Origin of the sequence: Rhizobium sp. 2YAF20 (assembly GCF_052114685.1) — a bacterium.
Taxonomy (GTDB): domain Bacteria; phylum Pseudomonadota; class Alphaproteobacteria; order Rhizobiales; family Rhizobiaceae; genus Rhizobium.
The window spans coordinates 351,863-372,956 of sequence record NZ_JBFRFF010000002.1 but is presented as its reverse complement, the minus strand read 5'-3'; the positions used below and the strand labels follow the sequence as shown (position 1 = coordinate 372,956).

The window sequence follows — 21,094 nt, the reverse complement described above, 5'->3', positions numbered from 1 at the left end:
GGTCCCGTCGGCACTCAAAGAATACAGCTAAATCAGCAGATAAGCTGTCCGCCGTTGACCTCGATTACCTGGCCTGTGACATAGCCCGAAAGGCTCGAGGCGGAAAGGAAGAGATAGGCAGGGGCGCAATCCTCCGCCGTGCCGAGACGCTGCAAGGGAATGGTCCGGCGCGTCGCCTCCAGCTTTTCCTTCGACGAATAGCGCTCATGGAAATCCGTGACGATCGTTCCGGGCGAGACGCAATTCACCCTTATGCCATCTGGCGCCAACTCCCGTGCCAAAGCCTTGGAATAGGTGGCAACGAAGGCCTTGGACGCCGAATAGATCGCAGAGCCGGCGCTGCCGCCGGTCAGGGCTGATATTGACACAGTATTGACGATCGCGGCCTGCTTGGCGGCCCTCAGCCGCGGCAGCAGGCCGCGCGTGACCTCCACGACCGACGTCTGGTTCAGCTGAACGACGCTTCTGTATTGCTCGTCGGTAAGCTCGCCGGCCGGAAAGCGTCCAAGCATCGTGCCTGCATTGTTGATGAGCACATCGATCCGGCCAAACAACTCGGTCGCGGTATTTACGAACTCGGCGGTCCCACCGTCTCGCAGGAAATCGCCGGGGACGAGGAAGGCGCGTCGTTCGCTTTCGGCCAGAAGCAGAAAATCGGGAAGCTCATGCTCTGGGCGGCGTCCGGTATGGACGATGACGTGCGCACCGCAATCCAGGAACTGTCGAGCGACCTCCAGACCGATACCGCGCCCGGCGCCGGTAACGACGACGTTGCGACCGTCAAACAGTTTCGGATGGAACACGAAAACCTCCCTGGTCGCAATCGACCTGCCGCCAATTGCGCTATTTTCGCTTTATCATATAGTGAAGAAAAACGAAAGAAGAGGAGTTGCCTGCATGTATTTGTCGGGGCGGCAGTCGGAAATCCTTGAGATCGCCAAGGCCGAGGGACGCGTGTTGGTCGAGGAGCTTGCACAGCGCTTCGCCGTCACCCCGCAGACCATCCGGAAGGACTTGAACGACCTCTGCGATAACAGCGTTCTGTCGCGCGTCCATGGCGGAGCCATCTTCCCTGGCGGCACCGAGAACGTCAAATACGAGGCGCGTCGCTCGATCGCGGCATTGGAAAAGCAGGCGATCGGCCGCGAGGCAGCAGCGCTCATCCCAAACAACGCCTCGCTGTTCATCAATATCGGCACGACAACGGAGGCGGTCGGCGAAGCGCTCCGCGATCACCAGGAATTGATGGTCATCACCAACAATATAAACGTCGCCAATAGGTTGCGTCTGTTCCCGTCAATCGAGGTGGTGATTGCCGGTGGCGTGGTGCGTGGCTCGGACGGCGGCATCGTCGGCGAAGCGGCGGTCGATTTCATCCGACAGTTCAAGGTCGACTACGCCGTCATCGGTGCCTCTGCCATCGATGCCGACGGCGCTCTGCTCGATTTCGACTTCCGCGAGGTGAAAGTTGCCCAAGCAATCATCGCCAATGCCCGCCACGTCATCCTTGTCGCCGACAGCACCAAGTTTGAGCGCACAGCACCGGTTCGCATCGGCCACCTGTCGCAGGTTCATACCTTCATAACCGATCAATGCCCGCTGGGTTCGCTGCGCCGCATTGCAGCGGACAGCAACGTGCGCCTGATCGAGATATCTCGGCCCAACGCCTCCAATTTGTCATGAAGCCGAGATATCGGATGTTTCGTTTGACATTCGAATTTCTTTCGTTTTAGGTAAAATAACTTTCGAAAGAGCATCCCCTCCCAGATTTTCGGAGAATGTAATGAGCGGGCCGGTCTACGACATTTTTGTCATCGGTGGCGGAATCAACGGCTGCGGCATTGCTCGCGACGCGGTCGGCCGCGGCTATTCGGTGGCGCTGGCCGAAATGAACGACTTCGCATCGGGAACATCGTCGGGAGCGACCAAGCTCATTCATGGCGGCCTGCGTTATCTTGAGCACTATGAATTCCGACTGGTGCGCGAATCGCTGATGGAGCGCGAAGTGCTCTGGGCCATGGCGCCGCACATCATCTGGCCGATGCGCTTCGTGCTGCCCTATCATAAGGGCGGCATCCGGCCTGCATGGCTGATCCGGCTCGGCCTGTTTCTCTATGATCATTTGGGCGGCCGCAAATTGCTGCCCCCGACCTCGACGCTCGACATGCGCAGCGATCCCTCGGCAAAACCGCTGAAATCGATGTTCACCAAGGCGTTCGAATATTCCGACGGCTGGGTTGACGATGCCCGCATGGTGGTACTGAACGCACGCGACGCTGCCGACCGTGGTGCTGCGATCCTGTCGCGCACCAAGGTCGTGTCGGCAAGACGCGAGGGCGCCGTCTGGTCGATCGAGACCGAGGATGCGATGACGGGCGAAAAGCGGGCGTTTCGCTCGCGCATGCTGATCAATGCCGCCGGCCCCTGGGTCGATCATGTCCTGTCGGGCGCTATTGGCGCCCAAAAGGCCCACAACGTGCGTCTCGTGCAGGGCAGCCACATCATCGTCCGAAAGAAGTTCGACGACCCCCGCGCCTTCTTCTTCCAGAATCCCGACAATCGCATCATCTTCGCAATCCCCTACGAGCAGGACTTCACCCTGATCGGCACGACCGACCGCGACTATCACGGCGATCCGAAGGATGTGAAGATTTCGCCGGATGAGATCAATTATCTCTGCAGCGCCGCATCGGAATATTTCAAGGAGCCGGTTCGTCGCGAAGACATCGTCTGGACCTATTCCGCCGTCCGTCCGCTTTTCGACGACGGTGCCTCAAAGGCGCAGGAAGCGACGCGCGACTACGTGCTGAAGGTCGAAGGCGGCGAGGGTCAGGCGCCGCTTCTCAACGTCTTCGGCGGCAAGCTGACGACTTATCGTCGGCTTGGCGAGCATGCCCTTGAAAAGATCGGCGCGGCAATCGGGGTCAAGGGCAAGCCGTGGACCGCCAAGAGTTCGCTTCCCGGCGGTGATTTCCCCGCAAAGGGTTACGAGGCAGAGGTTGGCTCACTAAAGTCGCGCTACCCCTTCCTCGCAATTGCGCTGGCTCGCCGACTGGTCCGCCGGTACGGCACTCTGGCTGGGAAGTTGCTTGGCGATATCAGCTCGATCGAAGGCCTCGGGCGGAACTTCGGCAGCGACCTCTACGAGGTGGAAGTCCGCTATCTCGTTGCCGAGGAATGGGCCAGAACCGCCGCCGACATCCTCTGGCGCCGCTCGAAGAAGGGGCTCTATCTAAGCGCGCAAGAAGTCCTCGCCTTGGACGAATACTTGGCCGGGCAGACCGCCGGCGTCGGCGCCTGACCGTGAAGCGGCCTGGGTTGCCTGTCGCAATTCAAGGGTCTTCTTTCGGATATTGCCCAGCCTGCGAGGCTGTCTTTTTCCCATTGCGCACTGGCCGAGCCGGTGCTAGCTTCCGCGAAATTCACAGGGGAGCTCCGTATTGCCGGGGCTGAGATGAGAGGCGTCATGCCTCCGGACCCTTCAAAGCTGATCTGGGTAATGCCAGCGGAGCGAGGTCAAAAAAGTGTTCTCAGGCGCACAAGTCTCCCTATATCCGATGTCCGGCAATTTTGCCGAGATCATCCTTGATGCCGTCAAGGGTCTTAATCCCTATCGCGATGCGTTGCGCATCGAGACCGACGACATATCGACACTGATGGTCGGACCGCCCGATGTGCTGTTTTCAGCAATGCGCGACCTGTTCGTCGCCGCGGCAAAATCAGGCGAGCATTGCGTGTTGTCGGCAGCGGTGTCGCGCGGCTGCCCCGGCGAGCCGGACGATCCGGCCTGTGGGACGAGCCTCTTGGAACGCGACGCGTTGCCGCTCTTAGAGCGCATCGACGCTGCCTCGAAGACCGTTGCTGCCGCGCCAGCAAGCGACCAGCCGGCCGCAGCCCAATTCTCGCTCTATGTCATGGGTATCGGCGACCACATGGATGAGATCTATGGCTGCATCGATTTCCTGAAGCGCTCCGGCACATTCGACCGCTCCAAGAATTTCTGCACGAGGCTGCGTGGCGATGCCGGCGCCGTCTTCGCGACAATCCAAGAGGCCTTCTGCCGCTTCGGTCCGCCGGAGGGCCACGTGACGCTGGACATCACCATTTCGGCAAACAGCCCGACCAAAGCCTGATCGGAATCCGGCTATGTCGCAAAAACCCGTACCGGCGCGTCACGCGTTTCATTCTACTTTCGTCGGCGCTGTGCCGGCGGTCGCTGCGGCAGTTGCGTGCCTGCTCGCCTGGGAACTCTATGCCGACCTGTCCGGTATCCGACCCTCGACGCTGCCGGCGCCCTCGCGCGTGCTGGTGCAGGCATGGGTCAACCGTCAGGCGCTGATCGACAATACCTGGCCGACGATCTCCGCAACGCTTGCCGGCTTTGCCTGCTCGCTGGCCGTGGCCTTTGTCTTTTCCGTGCTGATGGATTTTGCCCGTCCTGTTCGCCGCGCACTGTTTCCGCTCTTCGTCATCAGCCAGACATTGCCGCTGGTGGCGATCGCGCCGCTGATCGTGCTCTGGTTTGGCTTCGGCCTGCTGCCGAAAATCCTGCTTGTTGCACTGGTCACCTTCTTCCCGATGCTGGTCGCGTTGTTGCAGGGCTACGAATCGACCGACAAGGACATTGCCGAGTTGCTAACCTCGATGAAGGCGCCTCGCTGGCGCATCTTCCTGGTCGCGCGCCTGCCGTCGGCCCTGCCCTATTTCTTTGCCGGCTTCAGGATATCGATCACCTATGCGGTCGTTGGCGCGATTTTTGCCGAGTATGCCGGCGCGGCCAAAGGCCTTGGCATTTACATTCTCATTGCCAAGAACAATTTCAGGCCGGATCTCGTCCTTGCAGCCGTGTTTCTCAGCGCCTGCCTGACGCTCATCCTCTTTGCCGTCGCCGGGCTGATCGGCCACCTGGCAATGCCGTGGAACCGCAATGGCAAGGAGATAGGGCGATGAATGGTCATCGGCTGGAGCTTCGCGACATCACGAAATCCTTCGGGACAATGCCCGTCCTCGACAACGTTTCGCTGACGATCGGCGACGGCGAATTTGTTTCCATCGTCGGCCCGTCGGGCGCCGGCAAGTCGACGATCCTTCGCTTGTTAAGCGGCAGCGAGCGCAGTGACACTGGAAATATCCTCTTCGACGGCCACCCGCTTGACGAAAGCGGCGCCTCCTTCGCCTTCATGCCCCAACGTGACGCACTGATGCCCTGGCGGCGGATCATCGACAACACGACGCTCGGCCTTGAGGTCAAGGGCATGAGCCGCAGGCAGGCTCGTGAAAGAGTAGCGCCTCTGTTCGAGCAGTTCGGGCTTGCGGGCTTCGAGCATCATTATCCGGCTCAACTTTCCGGAGGAATGCGCCAGCGCGCCGCCCTGCTGCGCACCGTCGTACAGCGCCAGGATATGCTGCTTTTGGACGAGCCGTTCGGTGCGCTCGACGCGTTGACCCGCACCCAATTGCAGGAATGGCTGCAAGAGATGTGGGCCGGCCACCGCTGGACGGCGCTGCTAATCACCCATGATGTGCGCGAAGCGGTTTTCCTCTCTGATCGCATCTACGTTCTGTCGCCACGCCCGGCAGGGATCATTGCCGAGTTTCAGGTACCGCTGCCGCGCCCGCGCAGGCTCGCCGATCTCGGCACCGCTGATGCTCGTGCGATCGAGACCGACATCCTTGAAAGGCTCCTCCATGGCCAAGCCGCTCGACCAGACAATTTGACCCGACCATTTGAAAGGACGACAAAATGCCCCGTTTGACCCGTCGACAGGCGCTCGCCATGACCCTCGCCACAGTGCTGCCCCTGTCTCGCACCGCCAGCGCAGCGGCCGTGCCGACAAAAGTCACCATGGCGCTGGATTGGACGCCCAACACCGACCATATCGGCCTCTTCGTAGCGCAGGCAAAAGGCTTCTACCGTGACGCCAGCCTCGACGTGCAAATCCTGCCCTTCACCGACACTGCTGTTGGAACGCTGATCGCCAACGGCGTTGCCGATTTCGGCATATCGACCCCGATCGGCACCTTCACCCAGCGCGCCGCCGGCGTCGACATCAAGCAGGTCTACGCCATCGTCCAGACGGAGATCGGACGCCTGATCGTCAATGGCGACCGCAAGGATATCGAGCGCCCGAGGGATCTCGATGGCAAGACCTATGGCGGCTTCGGCAGCGCCTGGGAAAGCGCGATGATTGCCGCCATGATCCGCAACGACGGCGGCCAGGGCAAGGTAAACGAGATCATGCTCGGCACCTCTGCCTACGAGGCGCTTGCCAATGGCTCGATCGACTTCACGCTCGAGATCTACACTTGGGAAGGCGTCGAGGCAAAGCTCGAAAACCGGTCGATCCGCCGCTTCCGCTACGCCGACTACGGCATTCCCGATCAGCAGACCATGGCGATCGCATCCAGTGACGCCTATCTCGCCAAGAACCCCGAGACCGCAAAGGCATTCGTTCAGGCAACCAGGCGCGGCTTCGATTATTCTGTCGATCACCCCGATGAATCAGCCGATTTGCTGATTGCAGGATCGGGCGGCGCGCTCACCAACGCCGCACTGGTCAAGGCATCGCTGAAGGAACTGATCGACGGGCATTATCTCAGATCGGCCGATGGCAAGAGCGGCATCACCGATCCGGCCAAGTGGCAGGCAATTGGCGACTTCGTTTTTGCCAATGGCATTCTTCTCGATGGCCAGGGCGTTCGGCTGAAGACGGAACCTGATTTCAACGCCTTCTACACCAACGCCTTCCTCGGCTAAGCGCGCAAACGCCCCTTGCCGCCAGCTCTCCGGCACTCTAACCAGAGGTCAGGAGAATTGGCGGGAGGAACGAATGGATCGCCGGGGACGCCTGGCCGGTGCGGATTTCATCCGGGCGCTGGCCTGCCTGCTGGTGCTGGCCCATCACCTGGTGCTTCGGCTCGACCTTGGCAAGCTATCGCCATCGCTCAGCCCGACATTTGAGTTCTTCCGCTTCGGAAACTATGGCGTCTCGCTTTTCTTCGTCCTCAGCGGCTTCCTGCTGGCTCGGCCCTTCTGGTCGGCGCTGGACAGGGGGCTGCCTCCACCTTCGCTGAAGATCTACGCGCTGCGACGCGCGGCCCGTATTCTGCCGGGATATTGGGTGGCGCTGACCGTCGCTTTCGGCCTCAGCATCTCGGTTTTCCACTTTCCGCTCGACCGGGAGCTCATCGGCCGCTTCCTCGCCGGTTTTTTCCTGATGAGCCAATGGCACTGGCGCACCTTTTTCCCGGTCCAGGTCGACGGGCCGCTGTGGTCGATCTCCTTCGAGGCTACGTGTTACGTGCTTTTGCCGATGTGCCTCATGCTGCTATTCGCGCGGCAATCCGGCCGACGATCGCCCATTGCCATGCGGATCGCTTGGCTTGGCATCATTGCCATCACCCTTTTCGTCCATTGGCTTATTGTGACCTATGTTGCAATCGATGACGCCAGCCGCGGCTGGACATTCGGACTGCTGGGCGGCGCGAAGGAATGGATGCCGCGATTTAACCCGATAGGCTTTTTCGCAATCTTCTTAATCGGCGCATTTGCGGCTGGAATGCGCACCTTGTTGTCGCAACGACGATCCCCGCTTTACGACATCATCGCCACTCTCGCGCTTATAGCAGGGGCTGCCCAATTGGCGCTATCGACCGCGGGCGAGTGGGAGGGTTACGGTTGGCTTGACATCCCCTACAGATTTCCGTGGTTGCCGCTTTGCGTGGCAGTCGCACTGTGTATCCTGCCTGGCTCGATCGTCGTTGGAAGGGTGCTCGACAATCCCGTCACCCGCTTCATCGCCACGATTTCTTTTGGGATTTATATCTGGCAGGACGTTGTCCTCTTGCTCATCGTCCGCCTCGACCCTGCGGCTTTCGGCATCGGTTCCGACGACATGCTGGCCGGCTGGCTCGCCTGGACCCCGGTTGCCGTCGCAATCATATTTCTCCTGGGAACATTGAGCTACTTCTTCATCGAGCGCCCGGTCATCCTTTGGGCGCGCAACCTCGAAGGCGACCGAGCGACGTCCGATAGGCAGCCACAGGTCCCGGTGCAATGAAAAAAGCCGCCCTGCGAAGCGCGCAGGACGGCCGAAACGATGCCTGGCCAGGGAACCAGGCAGCGGCAAGGCTCAAACGCGCGTGGCCTTTAGCCGGTCTTCGTCAAGGACGACGCCAAGCCCGGGCGCTTCGCCGAGTTCAAGCCAGCCATTGTTGTGCTTGAGCGGCGCCGCCATTGGATAGTCGCGGCGGGACTCGCTCCATTCGGGATTGTCGTAGGGATACTCGAGCCAGGGCGCGTCGCCGACGCCGGCGGTCAGATGCGCGTTGGCCAGCACACCGATACCGTTGGTCCAGGAATGCGGCGTGAACATCACACCCGCCTCCCGCGCCTGATAGGCAAGACGCCGACAGCCGGTAATGCCGCCGACAAGCGCCACATCGGGCTGAATGACATCGAAGGCGCGCTCCTCGATGATGTCGCGGAACTCATAGAGCTCGCGGGTCATCTCACCGCCGGCGATCCGCAGGTCGGTCGCATCGCTCAGCCGCTTCATGCCCTTCCGGTCGGAGCGAAACAGCGGCTCTTCCATCCAGTAGATGCCAAGCCGCTCCAGTTCGCGTGCGACCGCCAGGGCATCCTTGAATGTCCAGGGTAATGTCGTGTCCCAAGGCATCCGCCAACCCTGATTGCAGTCCACCATCAATTCGATGCGGTCGCCGACCCTTGCCCTGATGGCCTCCAGGGCCTTGACATCGTCATGCCAGCTGCTGCGACCGCCTGCCGAGGAGGAGAAGCGAACCTTGAGCGCCGGGAACCCCTCGTCGATGTAGCGTTCCGCCTGCTCCGCCATGGCCGAACGTTCGCGCAGCACGCCAGAGGAAGCATAAAGCCTGACACGGTGCGAGCGTCCGCCGAGCATGCGCCAGACCGGCTCGCCGGTGATTTTGCCGGAGAGGTCCCAAAGGGCCAGGTCCATCGGCCAGCAGCGGCCATAGTGAAAATTGATGTGCGAGAGGACTTCGTAGTGCCGTTCGAGATGCCGGGGATCCTGTCCGATGAACAGGTCCTCATGGCCCTCGAAGCCCTTCATCAGGTCGCCGGACCCAATCCCCTGACGGCCGTCATCGTCTGTCACCCGCACGATCGTCGCGTCGAAATTGCGTCGTGGACGGCCGTCCCAGCTTGCCTTGAAAGGCGGGTCCAGCGGCAGTCGATGATGACTGATCTCGATGGAAACGATCTTGCTCATGGTAACGCCCCTCCCTCTCCTCAGCCGAACTGCTGCCAGATGGTCTTGTAGTCGCAATATTTGTCGACCGCATGCACCGAACGATCACGGCCGAAACCGGATTGCTTGAAGCCGCCGAAGGGCGTTGCGAAATTCGACATGTCGTAGGTATTGATCCACACCGTGCCGGCGTGGAGCGTCTCGGAAAAGCGGTGCGCACGATCCATATCCTTGGTGAAGATCGCGCCGGCAAGCCCGTAGATCGTGTCGTTGGCAATCGCCAGCGCCTGCTCTTCGGTATCGAATGGAATTGCGGCCAGCACCGGCCCGAAGATTTCCTCCCGCGCCAGGCTCATATCGTTGGTCATGTCGACGAAGACGCCGGGCGAAATGTAATAGCCCCCAGTCTCGCCCATCACCTGTTCGGCGCCGAAGACCCGGCGCGCACCTTCCTTCTCGCCGGCAGCGATCATCGCCAGCACCTTTTTCATATGCGCTTCCTCGATCAACGCGCCGATCTGCGCCGATGGGTCAAGCGGATGCTTCAGCGCGATATCGCTCTTCGTCACCGCCTTTATCTTTTCGATCAATTGATCCTGTACTGACCTTTGAACGATCAGCCGCGTCGAGGCATGGCAGGTCTCGCCGGAATTGTAGAAGCAACCCCAGGCAACGGCGACGGCAGCAGCGTCCAGATCGGCATCCGCAAAGACCACCAGCGGCGACTTGCCGCCGAGCTCCAGGGCGACCCGCTTGACGTTGGATTGGGCAGCATAGCCCATGATCAGCTTGCCGACCTCCGTCGAGCCCGTAAAGGCGATCATGTCGACATCCATGTGCAGGGCGAGAGGCTTGCCCGTCTCCTCGCCATAGCCGGTGACGACGTTGAGCACCCCTGCCGGAAGACCGGCCTCGAAGGCCAGTTCGGCGAGACGGATGGCCGAAAGCGACGACTGCTCGGCCGGTTTCAGCACGACCGAGTTGCCGGCGGCGATCGACGGTCCGAGCTTCCAGGCATCGATGATCATCGGATAGTTCCAGGGAGTGATGCAACCGACCACGCCGATCGGCACCTTGCGGACCAGAGCCCGGGCGCTCGGCCCTGTCGGCGCGATTTCGTCATACATCTTGTCGACCATTTCGGCGTAGAACTGGATGCCGTCAGCGCAGAGACGAACGTCGACGTTGAGCGAAGCCATGATCGGCTTGCCGACATCGAGCGTTTCCAGCATCGCCAGCTCTTCGCCATTGGCGCGGATCAGCTCCGCCCAGCGAAGCATGATCTTCTTCTTGTCGAGCGGGTCCTTCTTGCGCCAGACACCGCTTTCGAACGCCGCACGACCGGCAGCAACTGCCACGTCGATATCCGCAGCGTTGCCGCGTGCAAGCACAGCCCCTGGCTTGCCATCCATCGGGCGGACACGTGTAAACGTCTCGCCGGAAGCAGAAGTGCGATATTTGCCATTGATGAAGTGACGCCCCTCCAGCTTCAGCTCAGACAGGACTTTTTCCCAGTAGTCTCGGTTGAATTCCTTCGTCATTTCAATTTCCTCTCGCAAGCGCCATGACGGTCGCGGCGAATTGGTCGATGTCGGCATCGGAGACATCGCGAATGGTTGAACGGCGCATCGGCTGGTTTTCGGTTGCGCGCATCTCGGCGGCGAGATCGGCTGCCGTGAACCCGACGAATGCCGCCGGCAAGGCCCGGACAATGCCTAAGCGATCCATGAAGCCTGAGACGAAGGCTGGCAGCATCGAGGCGTCTGCAAGGCCGCAGGCCTTGGCCGCCGCATTGAGTTCTGCGGTATCTGCCTCGACCAGCCAGGCAAGCGTAGCCTCAAAGCCAAGCGCCGTTGCCAGCCCGTGGTGGATGGGCGCAAGGCCGGCAAGGGCATGGCTGACATTATGGGCAAGCGCCGTGCCGCAATTGTCGATCGCGATGCCGGCAAGGCAGGAGCCGAGCAGCACCCTGCCGCGCGCCTCGATATCGCGAGGCTCCTTAACCGCAGTCTCGAGCGAACCGGTGATCAGCCGCAGCGCCTCGTGAGCGTAGAATTGGCCGCCCTGATGGCTGTTGCGGTTGGTCGCCGCTTCGAAGGCATGAATGAAGGCATCCAGTCCGCACCAAGCGGTGAGGTTCGCCGGCAGTGTGGTCGTCAGCGCCGGATCGAGGATGACGATGTCGGCCTTGGTTTCCGCACCCCATATCCAGAGCTTCTTGCCTTCGGGCCCGGCAAAGATATTGGTCGCTGACGTTTCCGAGCCGGTGCCTGCCGTGGTCGGTACCATGATCTTTTTCAGCGGGTTTTTCGGCAGCGGATTGGCGGCAAGTGCGTAATGCATCGGATCCTTGCCGGACGCAGCAGCACAGGCGACGATTTTGGCGATATCGAGCGCAGAGCCGCCGCCAATGCCGATGACGAGGTCGGCGCCAGCAGCCACCGCCATGGCCGAGCGTAGATGCTGAAGCTTCGGCTCTCCGGAAAAATCCGAAAATACCCGCGTCTCGATACCGGCCTCGCTGAGCGCGCGTTTCACCTCGCCGGCGAGACCGGATTGTGCCAGGAAGCCGTCAATGATCACCACCGCGACTGCGACGTCGCCGAATGATTGAGCGGCAGCGGCAAGGCCTGAGAAAGCGCCTTCGCCGAAACGGATATCGGGAATGGGAGAGAGCGAAAATTGCAAGGTGATCACCTGAATGCTTGGACGCTGAATGACGTTACATATTCATGCATCACAATTTCAGATATTCAAATAAGCGGAATTATCGGGCATATTGATGATCTGAGATCATGGAGAGCCTATGCTTGAGAAAATTCCCTTGGAAGCCTTTCGCGTCTTCGATGCCGCCTGCCGCATGATGAATTTCTCGCGCGCCGGGCGCGAGCTGAATATTACCCAGGCAGCGGTCAGCCGCCGCATCAAGGGGCTCGAGGACCATCTTGGCACAGATCTCTTTACCCGCCGCGGCCGCAATCTTGCGCTGACGCCTGAGGGTGAGCGACTGTTCCAGCGCGTCAGGGCAACGCTCGAATATCTGGAAGAGAGCCTTGAACCTTTCAAAAGCGGGACGACGCAACTGATCTCGATAGCCGCCAGCGGCTCAATCTCGCATCTCTGGCTCGGGCGGCGGCTGAAGGACTTCGGCAAGGAAAGCCCTAATATTTCAGTGCGACTGCTGACGACGGACACGCCATCTGAATTGGCGTCCGAGACCAACGATCTCGTCATTCTCTATTCGACCGGCGAGCATCCTCGCTGGAACCTCACGCTGTTAATGAAAGAAATATTGGTGCCCATCGCTTCACCGGACTATTTGGCCCAGCGCGGCCTCACGGGCGATATCCTGACCGCCGAGGCGATCGCCAGGCTTGACCTTATCGACTATGAGCGCTTCAACGCCCACTGGATATCCTTCCGGCAGTGGTTCGGCCGTATCCCCCATCCCCCCAGAAGCAGCCTGCCGCAGCCAAGGCTCTCCTTTTCGACCTATATCATGGCGGTCGAAGCCGCTCTTCGCGGTGAAGGCATCGCGCTTGGAAGCCTGGGCCTGATCGAGGAGCAGCTTAAGGCTGGAGCGCTGGTGACGGTGGGCAGCGACAGGGTCGAGACCGGGTTTGGATATTATCTTGGTACGCCGCGCTTTCGTGCGCTATCGCCGGAGGCAGCGCAACTGCACCAGCATCTCCTGACGACTGACGAGACGCCGCCGGCCGTCAGCTAGTCGGCGGCAACAAAAAAAGCGGCCAGAAGCCGCTTTCTCAATCGCCAGACTGCTCTTAAAGGGTTCAGCTCGGAAGAACCGAGTTACCCAGGTGCGACAGCTCCATGATGAAGTGCTCGAGGCGAGACTTGTGCTCATGATGGAGCGCATCTTCGAGTTCCGCCTTGGCGGCATTGATGCGGCGCGTCAGCTCGTCTCGGCTAAGTTCCTCAACCGGCACGGCGGATTCGGCCAGGATCGTGCAGCCGCTCGGCAGGATGTCGGCGAGGCCGGCAAAGACCACGTAGTCCTTCTTGACGCCGGTGGCAGTGCGAACGCGAATGAGGCCCGGCTTGAGCGTCGTCATGGTCGGAGCATGATGAGCCATAACGGTCATCTCGCCCTCGCTCGCCGGGATGACGACTTCGGTCACCGTCTCAGACAGAAGCAGGCGTTCGGGAGACACCAGTTCGAATTTGAAATTGTCAGCCATGACCCGTCACTTCTCGATTGTCATCAGTGAGAGAGCGGCGCACGAAACGATATCCGCGCGCCTCTCAATTGGCAGCATCAAACGGCAGCAGCCAGCTTCTTTGCCTTTTCAACCGCTTCTTCGATGGTGCCGACCATGTAGAAGGCGGCTTCCGGAAGATGGTCGTATTCGCCGTTCACAAGACCCTTGAAGCCCTTGATCGTGTCTTCGAGAGCGACGAGCTTGCCGGGCGAACCGGTGAAGACTTCGGCAACAAAGAACGGCTGCGACAGGAAGCGCTCGATCTTGCGGGCGCGGGCAACCGACAGCTTGTCTTCTTCCGACAATTCATCCATCCCGAGGATGGCGATGATGTCCTGGAGAGCCTTGTAGCGCTGCAGCGTCGACTGAACCTTACGCGCAACTTCATAGTGTTCCTCGCCGACGACCAGCGGGTCGAGCATGCGCGAGGTGGAGTCGAGCGGGTCGACGGCCGGATAGATGCCCTTTTCAGCGATCGAACGCGAAAGGTTCGTGGTTGCGTCAAGGTGGGCAAACGAGGTCGCCGGTGCCGGGTCGGTCAAGTCGTCGGCCGGAACGTAGATGGCCTGGACCGATGTGATCGAGCCCTTGGTCGTCGTGGTGATGCGTTCCTGCATCTGGCCCATGTCGGTGGCAAGCGTCGGCTGGTAACCAACGGCCGAAGGAATACGACCGAGAAGCGCCGACAGCTCCGAACCCGCCTGTGTGAAGCGGAAGATATTGTCGACGAAGAACAAAACGTCCTGGCCTTCGTCGCGGAAATTTTCGGCAACCGTCAGACCGGTCAGCGCGACGCGGGCACGTGCGCCCGGAGGCTCGTTCATCTGACCGTAGACGAGCGCTGCTTTCGAGCCTTCGCCGCCGCCGTGCTTGTTGACGCCGGATTCGATCATTTCGTGGTAAAGGTCGTTGCCTTCGCGGGTGCGTTCACCAACGCCTGCAAACACCGAATAACCACCGTGCGCCTTGGCAACGTTGTTGATCAATTCCATGATGAGAACGGTCTTGCCGACGCCGGCGCCGCCGAACAGGCCGATCTTGCCGCCCTTCGCATAGGGTGCCAGCAGGTCGACGACCTTGATGCCGGTCACGAGGATTTGTGCTTCCGTCGACTGCTCAACATAGGAAGGAGCTTCCTGATGGATCGAACGACGCACAGATGTCTTTATCGGACCTGCTTCATCAACCGGCTCGCCGATGACGTTCATGATGCGGCCAAGCGTTTCCATACCGACCGGAACCATAATCGGCGACCCGGTGTCGGAAACGGCCTGTCCGCGAACGAGACCTTCAGTCGAGTCCATCGCAACCGTACGGACTTCGTTTTCACCCAGATGCTGCGCGACTTCCAGAACAAGGCGGATGCCGTTGTTGGTCGTTTCAAGCGCATTCAGGATCTTCGGCAGTTCGCCATCGAAACGAACGTCCACGACTGGGCCGATGATCTGCGTAACCTTGCCGGCCGAACCGATTGCAGGCGTCTTCGCTGCGGGGGTAGCTGCCTTAGCCATATTCTTACCCTCTTTCCCTTACCTCAGAGCGCTTCCGCGCCCGAAATGATTTCAATGAGTTCCTTGGTGATCTGAGCCTGACGCTGGCGATTGTAGCTGAGCGTCAGTTTGTTGATCATGTCACCAGCATTGCGCGTTGCGTTGTCCATCGCGCTCATCTTCGCACCCATCTCGCCGGCGACGTTTTCAAGCAACGCGCGGAAGATCTGGACGGATATGTTACGCGGGATCAGATCGGCGAGGATCGATGCCGCATCCGGTTCGTATTCATAGACGGCGCTCGCATGTTCGGCATCGACCACCGGTGCTGCCGCCGTGGCGGAGGCTGGGATCAGCTGCAACGCGGTTGGCACCTGCGAGATCACCGACTTGAACTCGGAATAGAACAGCGTGCAGACGTCGAACTCATCGGCTTCGAACATCTCAATGATGCGCTTGCCAATCTGATCGGCGTTGTCGAAGCCGACACGCTTGACGTCACGCAATTCCTTGCGCTCGACGATCAGCGATGCAAATTCGCGGCGCAGGATGTCATAGCCCTTCTTGCCGACCGTAAAGATCTTCACCGTCTTGCCTTCGGCAACGAGCTTGCGGGCATGGTCACGCGCAAAACGGGCGATCTGCGAGTTGAAGCCGCCGCAAAGACCGCGCTCGGCCGAGCAGACGACCAGGAGATGGACCTTGTCCTGACCCGTGCCGGTCATCAACAGCGGCGCATCGTCGGCATCGCTAATGGCGTGGACGATGTTGTCAAGCACAGCACCCATGCGTTCGGAATATGGCCGGGCGGCCTCGGCCGCCTCCTGCGCACGCCGAAGCTTCGCCGCGGCGACCATTTTCATCGCCTTGGTGATCTTCTGCGTCGCCTTGACGGAGGCGATCCGGTTTTTCAGATCCTTAAGTGAAGGCATCCGTTATCCGTCCTAAAAGTGAAGCCCGATCAGGCAAAGACCCGATTAAGCAAAAGACTTGGCGAAGTTATCGATGGCAGCCTGGAGCTTGCCCTTGATCTCGTCGCTGATTGCCTTTTGGTCACGGATTGCTTCGAGGATGTCCTTGCCCTCCGAGCGGAGGTAGGACAGCAGGCCCTGTTCGAACTTGCCGATCTGGGGAACTGCGACCTTGTCGAGGTAGCCGTTGACGCCGGCGAAGATCACCGCGACCTGCTCTTCCGTCTTCAGCGGCGAGAACTGCGGCTGCTTTAGGAGTTCCGTCAGGCGTGCACCGCGGTTAAGCAGGCGCTGCGTCGAGGCATCAAGATCCGAGCCGAACTGGGCAAAGGCGGCCATTTCGCGATACTGGGCAAGCTCGCCCTTGATCGAGCCGGCAACCTGCTTCATCGCCTTGACCTGCGCGGCCGAGCCAACGCGGGAAACCGAGAGACCAACGTTAACAGCCGGGCGGATGCCCTGGTAGAAAAGGTCGGTTTCAAGGAAGATCTGGCCATCGGTGATCGAGATCACGTTGGTCGGAATGAAGGCCGAAACGTCGTTACCCTGGGTTTCGATGACAGGCAGAGCCGTCAGCGAACCGGCGCCCTTTTCGTCACTCATCTTTGCAGCGCGCTCAAGGAGACGCGAGTGAAGATAGAAGACGTCGCCCGGATAGGCTTCGCGGCCCGGCGGGCGGCGCAGAAGCAGCGACATCTGGCGATAGGCGACGGCTTGCTTCGACAGATCGTCATAGCCGATCAGGGCGTGCATGCTGTTGTCGCGGAAATACTCGCCCATGGCGCAGCCGGCGAACGGTGCCAGGAACTGCATCGGAGCAGGATCGGAAGCGGTCGCAGCAACGATGATCGAATACTTCAGAGCGCCGCGTTCTTCGAGAACCTTGACGAACTGGGCGACGGTCGAACGCTTCTGGCCGATGGCGACGTAGACGCAGTACAGCTTCTCGCTGTCCGGTCCGTTGTCGTGGATGGCCTTCTGGTTCAGGATCGTGTCGAGAATGATGGCGGTCTTGCCGGTCTGGCGGTCGCCGATGACGAGCTCGCGCTGGCCGCGACCGACCGGGATGAGCGCATCGATGGCTTTGAGGCCGGTCGACATCGGCTCATGAACCGACTTGCGCGGGATGATACCGGGAGCCTTGACGTCGACGCGCGAACGGCGGGTCGCGTTGATCGGGCCCTTGCCGTCGATCGGGTTGCCCAGCGCGTCGACGACGCGGCCGAGAAGCTCCGGACCGACTGGAACGTCAACGATGGCGCCGGTCCGCTTGACGATGTCGCCTTCCTTGATGTCGCGGTCGGAGCCGAAGATGACCACGCCGACATTGTCGGATTCGAGGTTCAGCGCCATGCCACGAATTCCGCCCGGGAATTCGACCATTTCGCCGGCCTGGACGTTGTCGAGGCCATAGACGCGGGCGATACCGTCACCGACGGAAAGAACCTGGCCGACTTCGGAGACTTCAGCCTCCTGGCCAAAGTTTTTAATCTGGTCTTTCAGAATTGCGGAAATTTCCGCGGCGCGGATATCCATCAGCCAACCTCTTTCAATGCAAGCTTAAGGGTGGAAAGTTTGGTGCGAAGCGACGTATCAATTTGTCGCGACCCCACTTTCACGATCAAACCACCAAGAATAGACGGGTCCACCGTAACGGCGACCTTAACTTCTTTGCCGGTGACGCCCTTCAGCGCCGCCTTCAATTCTTCTTCCTGCGCCGGTGCCAGCGCATGCGCCGAGGTGACCTCGGCGGTAACTTCACCACGCTGCTCGGCAGCGATGATCCGGAAAGCCCTGATCATGCCCGGTAGGGCGAACAAACGGCGATGGCGCGCAACGACCTTGAGAAAGTTGCCGAAAAAGCCGGATATGCCAGCCTTGGCGGCAAGCGCTTCGATTGCCCTTGCCTGGTCCTCGGAAGAAAAGACCGGGCTGCCAACGAACCGCCTCAGATCTTCACTTTCGTCCAGCATGGCCTGGAAGCGGTCGAGATCGGCAGTCACCTTGTCGACGGCACCTTCTTCTAGCGCCAATTCAAACAAGGACGACGCGTAGCGTTCTGCAACACCTGATACCGGATGGGATGTGTCTGCCACGGGCACAAATTTCCCTGATTACATCCAAGAATTCGGCTTCCGGCGAGCGGATGCCCTATAGTCTTGAATTCGTTTTGATTTCCCCCAGAAAGCAGCAGGAGCTGCCTCCCGCTTCTTCCGAATTTCGGGGTCCGTCTAACATAGGATGTTGAGACTCGCAACACGCGTATCGGCCGAATAAGCCTTTCACATGAATTTCTGCGGGCAAAACGACAAAAACATCATGCGAGGCGCCATTCTACTAATATGCGCCGCATGTCGTCTGCTCAAAGAAAGCCGAAAACATAGAGAAGAGGCAGGGCGGCAAGGATGGCTTGAACAACCAGAAGTACAAGATTGATAAGCACATTTCCCTTGTCGGACATCATCGACAGGATTCGTCCGAAGGCCGCCAGTGCGAACGAACCGCCAAGAGCGAGGTAGACCATCGGCTGGGCCAGGAGGATGGCCGACAACCCCATCCCGAGGTAGAAGCCGCCCATCGTCGAGCGACCCTCGGCATAGGCTCCGGTGCGGCCTTCGCGGGTCTGCAGCCCAAGGAGACGAAAAGTGTAGCCCGGCGCAAACATCATGAAAAAGCCGATGAACGCGGTGAAGGCGGCCGCGCAATAGGCAAGCTGTTCACCAAGGTCTGCCGGAAAATAAAGCTCCATCGATCGTCCCCAAATCACCGTTATATGCAAATCGATTTATTGCATGAAGCTCAGGTGGAGGAAATGTCGAAACAAGTAATGGCACCCGACCATTCCCATCGGCAACAGCCAGAATAAACCATTGGAAAATCAGAGTTTATCCCTTTTGGTATCGCATCCGCTCGAAAAAGGGATAATTGACGACGGAAGATCCTTACAAAAAGCTCTGCGGGTCGATATCGAGCTGGACATGGATCGAGCCGCGCTCCTTTGGGCCTTGCGCCAGCATTGCCCGCAGAAAGCCCTGCATGTCGGAATTTCTCCTCCCGTGCACCAGCAGCCGGAACCGGTGGCGGCCGCGCACCAGGGCAAGCGGCGCTTCCGCCGGCCCGAGCACCGAAATACCCGTCACCTCGGGCGCGGCGTTGCGCATCCCGCGCGCATGGGTCTCCGCATCGCTGCGCGTCTCGGCCGAGACGATGATCGAGGCGAGCCTGCCGAAAGGCGGCAGGATGGCGCGCTCCCGCTCGGCAATTTCCCGCTCGTAGAAAGCAGCCGCATCGCCGGAAACGATCGCCTGCATGACCGGATGTTGCGGCTGATAGGTCTGCAGCAGGCCGTGGCTCTTCAAACCCGTTCGGCCGGCTCGGCCGGTGACCTGCGACAGAAGCTGGAACGTCCGTTCCGCCGCCCGCGGATCTCCGTTTGCCAGTCCAATATCGGCATCAACGATACCGACCAGGGTCATCAGCGGGAAATTATGACCCTTGGCGACAAGCTGCGTGCCGATGACGATATCCGCCTCGCCCTTGGCGATAGCATCTAGTTCCAGCCGCAGCCGCTTGACCCCACCTGCAATATCCGACGAGAGCACGATCGTCCTTGCCTCTGGGAAATGCTTCTCCACCTCCTCGGCAATGCGCTCGACGCCGGGTCCGCAGGCCACGAGGTGGTCCAGCGTGCCGCATTCCGGGCAGGCCTCGGGGGTGCGTTCGGCATGGCCGCACTGGTGGCACTGCAATTGCCTGCGAAACCGATGCTCGACAAGCCAGCTCGAACATTGTGGGCACTGGAAGCGGTGGCCGCAGACGCGGCATAGCGTCAGCGGCGCATAGCCGCGACGATTGAGAAACAACAGGGCTTGCTGGCCGCGCTCCATCGTCTTGCCGACGGCACGTAGAAGAACCGGGGATAAGAAGCCGCCGCGCTCGGGGGCATGCCGGCGCATGTCCACCAGGTGCAGATCCGGCATCGCCGCGTCGCCGAAACGGGTCGGCAGGTGGATCGTGCTATAGCGGCCGCTCTGGCCGTTGACCTGACTTTCGACCGATGGGGTCGCCGAGACGAGCACAACGGGAAAATCGCCGATGCGGCCACGCACGACCGCCATGTCGCGCGCATTGTAAAAGACGCGATCCTCCTGCTTGTAGGCAGGATCGTGCTCCTCATCGACGATGATCAAGCCGAGATCCTCGAACGGCAGGAACAGGGCCGAGCGCGCGCCGGCAACGACCCTGACATCGCCGGTGACCGCCTGCCGCCAGACTTTTTCGCGCGTGCGCGGTGCGAGATCGGAATGCCATTCTGCAGGCTTTGCTCCGAAACGATCCTGAAAGCGTTCGAGGAAACTTGCCGTCAGCGCGATTTCCGGCAGGAGGATCAAGACCTGCTTTTTCTGTCTCAATGTCTCGGCGATCGCCTCGAAATAGACCTCGGTCTTGCCAGAGCCGGTGACGCCGTCGATCAGCGATACGGAAAAAACCGCCTTTTCGACCTCGCTGACAAGATCTTCTGCCGCCTGCCGCTGCGGCCCTTCGAGCCGCGCTGCGGCAAAGCCGGGATCGGGCTTTGCGACGACCGGCGGTGGCGCTAGAAACATTGTCTCGAAAATGCCCTGGCCGATCAGCCCATCGACGACGCTGGTCGAGACGCCGGCGGCATGCGCCAGCCCACTGCGTGTCCAGGACATCCCATCTGCAGCGATTTCCAGCACCTTTGAACGTGCCGGCGTCAGCCGCTCGGGCGCCCCACCGACAAATCTGAGGCCTTCGACCATCGGCTCCGGATCAAACGCAGCCGGAGCTCTCAGCGCCATGCGGGCGACATGTCCGGGCGGCGACAGCGTATAGGCCGAGACCCAATCGATAAAATCACGCATCTCCTTGCCAAGCGGCGGACAATCGAACACCCGCGTGATCGGTCGGAGCTTCTTCGGATCGACCCCGCCATCCTCATCCCCGCCGTCCCAGACCACGCCGATCACCTGTCGGGGGCCGAGCGGGACCTGCACCACCGAACCGGCCTCGACCGCCATGCCTTCCGGCACGGCATAGGAATAGGGCCTCGGCGCCGGCATCGGCACGAGAACAGGCACTGTGCGCGTCACCGGCGCTGCCTTAAAAAGCGCGCCAAAAAGATCGGAAGAATCGTTGCTCATTTCGCCAGACCATGC

At 60.4% G+C, this 21,094-nt stretch carries 19 protein-coding genes and 1 riboswitch; of the genes, 8 read left to right on the top strand and 11 right to left on the bottom strand.

All coding sequences use genetic code 11. The features are described 5' to 3' along the window. Positions 1-32: 32 nt before the first annotated feature. Positions 33-803 (bottom strand): SDR family NAD(P)-dependent oxidoreductase, encoded by a 771-nt coding sequence (locus AB4Z52_RS05895; protein WP_442216974.1) that lies wholly within the window; start codon positions 801-803, stop codon positions 33-35. A 94-nt stretch (positions 804-897) separates the two neighbouring features. On the opposite strand from AB4Z52_RS05895, the gene AB4Z52_RS05890 reads away from it, so the two are divergent. The 7 genes from AB4Z52_RS05890 (at position 898) to AB4Z52_RS05860 (ending at position 8,060) form a co-directional block, all read left to right on the top strand. Beyond that, positions 898-1,683: a DeoR/GlpR family DNA-binding transcription regulator gene (locus AB4Z52_RS05890; RefSeq protein WP_442216973.1), complete on the top strand. Its 786-nt coding sequence runs from the start codon at positions 898-900 to the stop codon at positions 1,681-1,683. A 100-nt stretch (positions 1,684-1,783) separates the two neighbouring features. Beyond that, entirely contained in the window at positions 1,784-3,301 is a 1,518-nt protein-coding gene (gene glpD, locus AB4Z52_RS05885) for a glycerol-3-phosphate dehydrogenase (RefSeq protein ID WP_442216972.1), read from the top strand. A gap of 115 nt (positions 3,302-3,416) precedes the next feature. Further along, positions 3,417-3,532, top strand: a riboswitch (TPP riboswitch). Further along, the gene (locus tag AB4Z52_RS05880; RefSeq protein WP_442216971.1) at positions 3,525-4,133 is read left to right on the top strand and encodes a YkoF family thiamine/hydroxymethylpyrimidine-binding protein; all 609 of its coding nucleotides are present in this window, start codon (positions 3,525-3,527) and stop codon (positions 4,131-4,133) included. (Overlaps the previous riboswitch by 8 nt.) A 13-nt stretch (positions 4,134-4,146) precedes the next feature. Next, a complete protein-coding gene (locus tag AB4Z52_RS05875) occupies positions 4,147-4,950 on the top strand; it encodes an ABC transporter permease (protein ID WP_442216970.1) in 804 nt (267 codons plus the stop codon). Next, positions 4,947-5,756 (top strand): ABC transporter ATP-binding protein, encoded by an 810-nt coding sequence (locus AB4Z52_RS05870; protein ID WP_442216969.1) that lies wholly within the window; start codon positions 4,947-4,949, stop codon positions 5,754-5,756. The genes AB4Z52_RS05875 and AB4Z52_RS05870 overlap by 4 nt, the downstream gene beginning before the upstream one ends. Continuing rightward, positions 5,744-6,757, top strand: coding sequence for an ABC transporter substrate-binding protein (locus tag AB4Z52_RS05865; protein ID WP_442216968.1), 1,014 nt, complete (start codon positions 5,744-5,746; stop codon positions 6,755-6,757). Before AB4Z52_RS05870 ends, AB4Z52_RS05865 begins: the two co-directional genes overlap by 13 nt. Positions 6,758-6,830: 73 nt before the next feature. Further along, entirely contained in the window at positions 6,831-8,060 is a 1,230-nt protein-coding gene (locus AB4Z52_RS05860) for an acyltransferase family protein (protein ID WP_442216967.1), read from the top strand. Positions 8,061-8,132: 72 nt separating this feature from the next. Here AB4Z52_RS05860 and AB4Z52_RS05855 read toward each other — a convergent pair whose 3' ends face one another. Genes AB4Z52_RS05855 through AB4Z52_RS05845 form a run of 3 tightly spaced genes read right to left on the bottom strand, consistent with a single transcriptional unit; the run spans position 8,133 to position 11,930 of the window. After that, complete coding sequence (locus AB4Z52_RS05855; protein WP_442216966.1) at positions 8,133-9,254, bottom strand: mandelate racemase/muconate lactonizing enzyme family protein; 1,122 nt, start codon at positions 9,252-9,254, stop codon at positions 8,133-8,135. A gap of 20 nt (positions 9,255-9,274) precedes the next feature. Beyond that, positions 9,275-10,774, bottom strand: a complete 1,500-nt coding sequence (locus tag AB4Z52_RS05850) for an aldehyde dehydrogenase family protein (protein WP_442216965.1) — start codon at positions 10,772-10,774, stop codon at positions 9,275-9,277. A gap of 1 nt (position 10,775) precedes the next feature. After that, on the bottom strand, positions 10,776-11,930 hold the full coding sequence (locus tag AB4Z52_RS05845) for an iron-containing alcohol dehydrogenase (protein ID WP_442216964.1): 1,155 nt from the start codon (positions 11,928-11,930) through the stop codon (positions 10,776-10,778). 109 nt (positions 11,931-12,039) lie between these two features. On the opposite strand from AB4Z52_RS05845, the gene AB4Z52_RS05840 reads away from it, so the two are divergent. Then, positions 12,040-12,960, top strand: a complete 921-nt coding sequence (locus AB4Z52_RS05840; protein ID WP_442216963.1) for a LysR substrate-binding domain-containing protein — start codon at positions 12,040-12,042, stop codon at positions 12,958-12,960. Between the two features lie 64 nt (positions 12,961-13,024). Here the strand turns inward: AB4Z52_RS05840 and AB4Z52_RS05835 are convergent, their stop codons facing one another. The 7 genes from AB4Z52_RS05835 to AB4Z52_RS05805 all read right to left on the bottom strand — a co-directional run bounded on the left by AB4Z52_RS05835 (position 13,025) and on the right by AB4Z52_RS05805 (position 21,079). Continuing rightward, a complete protein-coding gene (locus AB4Z52_RS05835; RefSeq protein ID WP_442216962.1) occupies positions 13,025-13,432 on the bottom strand; it encodes a F0F1 ATP synthase subunit epsilon in 408 nt (135 codons plus the stop codon). Positions 13,433-13,509: 77 nt separating this feature from the next. Continuing rightward, positions 13,510-14,964, bottom strand: a complete 1,455-nt coding sequence (gene atpD, locus AB4Z52_RS05830) for a F0F1 ATP synthase subunit beta (protein WP_442216961.1) — start codon at positions 14,962-14,964, stop codon at positions 13,510-13,512. Between the two features lie 23 nt (positions 14,965-14,987). Continuing rightward, positions 14,988-15,875, bottom strand: coding sequence for a F0F1 ATP synthase subunit gamma (locus AB4Z52_RS05825; protein ID WP_442216960.1), 888 nt, complete (start codon positions 15,873-15,875; stop codon positions 14,988-14,990). A gap of 45 nt (positions 15,876-15,920) precedes the next feature. Beyond that, complete coding sequence (gene atpA, locus AB4Z52_RS05820) at positions 15,921-17,450, bottom strand: F0F1 ATP synthase subunit alpha (protein WP_442216959.1); 1,530 nt, start codon at positions 17,448-17,450, stop codon at positions 15,921-15,923. After that, positions 17,450-18,016 carry a F0F1 ATP synthase subunit delta gene (locus tag AB4Z52_RS05815; protein WP_442216958.1) on the bottom strand — a complete coding sequence of 189 codons (567 nt, stop codon included), beginning with the start codon at positions 18,014-18,016 and terminating at the stop codon, positions 17,450-17,452. Before AB4Z52_RS05815 ends, atpA begins: the two co-directional genes overlap by 1 nt. A 260-nt stretch (positions 18,017-18,276) precedes the next feature. Beyond that, positions 18,277-18,663, bottom strand: a complete 387-nt coding sequence (locus tag AB4Z52_RS05810; protein ID WP_442216957.1) for an AGROH133_08824 family phage infection protein — start codon at positions 18,661-18,663, stop codon at positions 18,277-18,279. Positions 18,664-18,856: 193 nt separating this feature from the next. Then, positions 18,857-21,079, bottom strand: coding sequence for a primosomal protein N' (locus AB4Z52_RS05805; RefSeq protein ID WP_442216956.1), 2,223 nt, complete (start codon positions 21,077-21,079; stop codon positions 18,857-18,859). Positions 21,080-21,094: the final 15 nt, after the last annotated feature.

Coding starts and splice junctions, on each gene's coding strand:
- AB4Z52_RS05850 (WP_442216965.1), bottom strand. CDS start 10,774: ATGACGAAGGAATTCAACCGAGACTACTGGGAAAAAGTCCTGTCTGAG.
- AB4Z52_RS05840 (WP_442216963.1), top strand. CDS start 12,040: ATGCTTGAGAAAATTCCCTTGGAAGCCTTTCGCGTCTTCGATGCCGCC.
- AB4Z52_RS05825 (WP_442216960.1), bottom strand. CDS start 15,875: ATGCCTTCACTTAAGGATCTGAAAAACCGGATCGCCTCCGTCAAGGCG.
- AB4Z52_RS05835 (WP_442216962.1), bottom strand. CDS start 13,432: ATGGCTGACAATTTCAAATTCGAACTGGTGTCTCCCGAACGCCTGCTT.
- AB4Z52_RS05810 (WP_442216957.1), bottom strand. CDS start 18,663: ATGGAGCTTTATTTTCCGGCAGACCTTGGTGAACAGCTTGCCTATTGC.
- AB4Z52_RS05805 (WP_442216956.1), bottom strand. CDS start 21,079: ATGAGCAACGATTCTTCCGATCTTTTTGGCGCGCTTTTTAAGGCAGCG.
- AB4Z52_RS05875 (WP_442216970.1), top strand. CDS start 4,147: ATGTCGCAAAAACCCGTACCGGCGCGTCACGCGTTTCATTCTACTTTC.
- AB4Z52_RS05860 (WP_442216967.1), top strand. CDS start 6,831: ATGGATCGCCGGGGACGCCTGGCCGGTGCGGATTTCATCCGGGCGCTG.
- AB4Z52_RS05855 (WP_442216966.1), bottom strand. CDS start 9,254: ATGAGCAAGATCGTTTCCATCGAGATCAGTCATCATCGACTGCCGCTG.
- AB4Z52_RS05870 (WP_442216969.1), top strand. CDS start 4,947: ATGAATGGTCATCGGCTGGAGCTTCGCGACATCACGAAATCCTTCGGG.
- atpD (WP_442216961.1), bottom strand. CDS start 14,964: ATGGCTAAGGCAGCTACCCCCGCAGCGAAGACGCCTGCAATCGGTTCG.
- AB4Z52_RS05890 (WP_442216973.1), top strand. CDS start 898: ATGTATTTGTCGGGGCGGCAGTCGGAAATCCTTGAGATCGCCAAGGCC.
- glpD (WP_442216972.1), top strand. CDS start 1,784: ATGAGCGGGCCGGTCTACGACATTTTTGTCATCGGTGGCGGAATCAAC.
- atpA (WP_442216959.1), bottom strand. CDS start 17,450: ATGGATATCCGCGCCGCGGAAATTTCCGCAATTCTGAAAGACCAGATT.
- AB4Z52_RS05865 (WP_442216968.1), top strand. CDS start 5,744: ATGCCCCGTTTGACCCGTCGACAGGCGCTCGCCATGACCCTCGCCACA.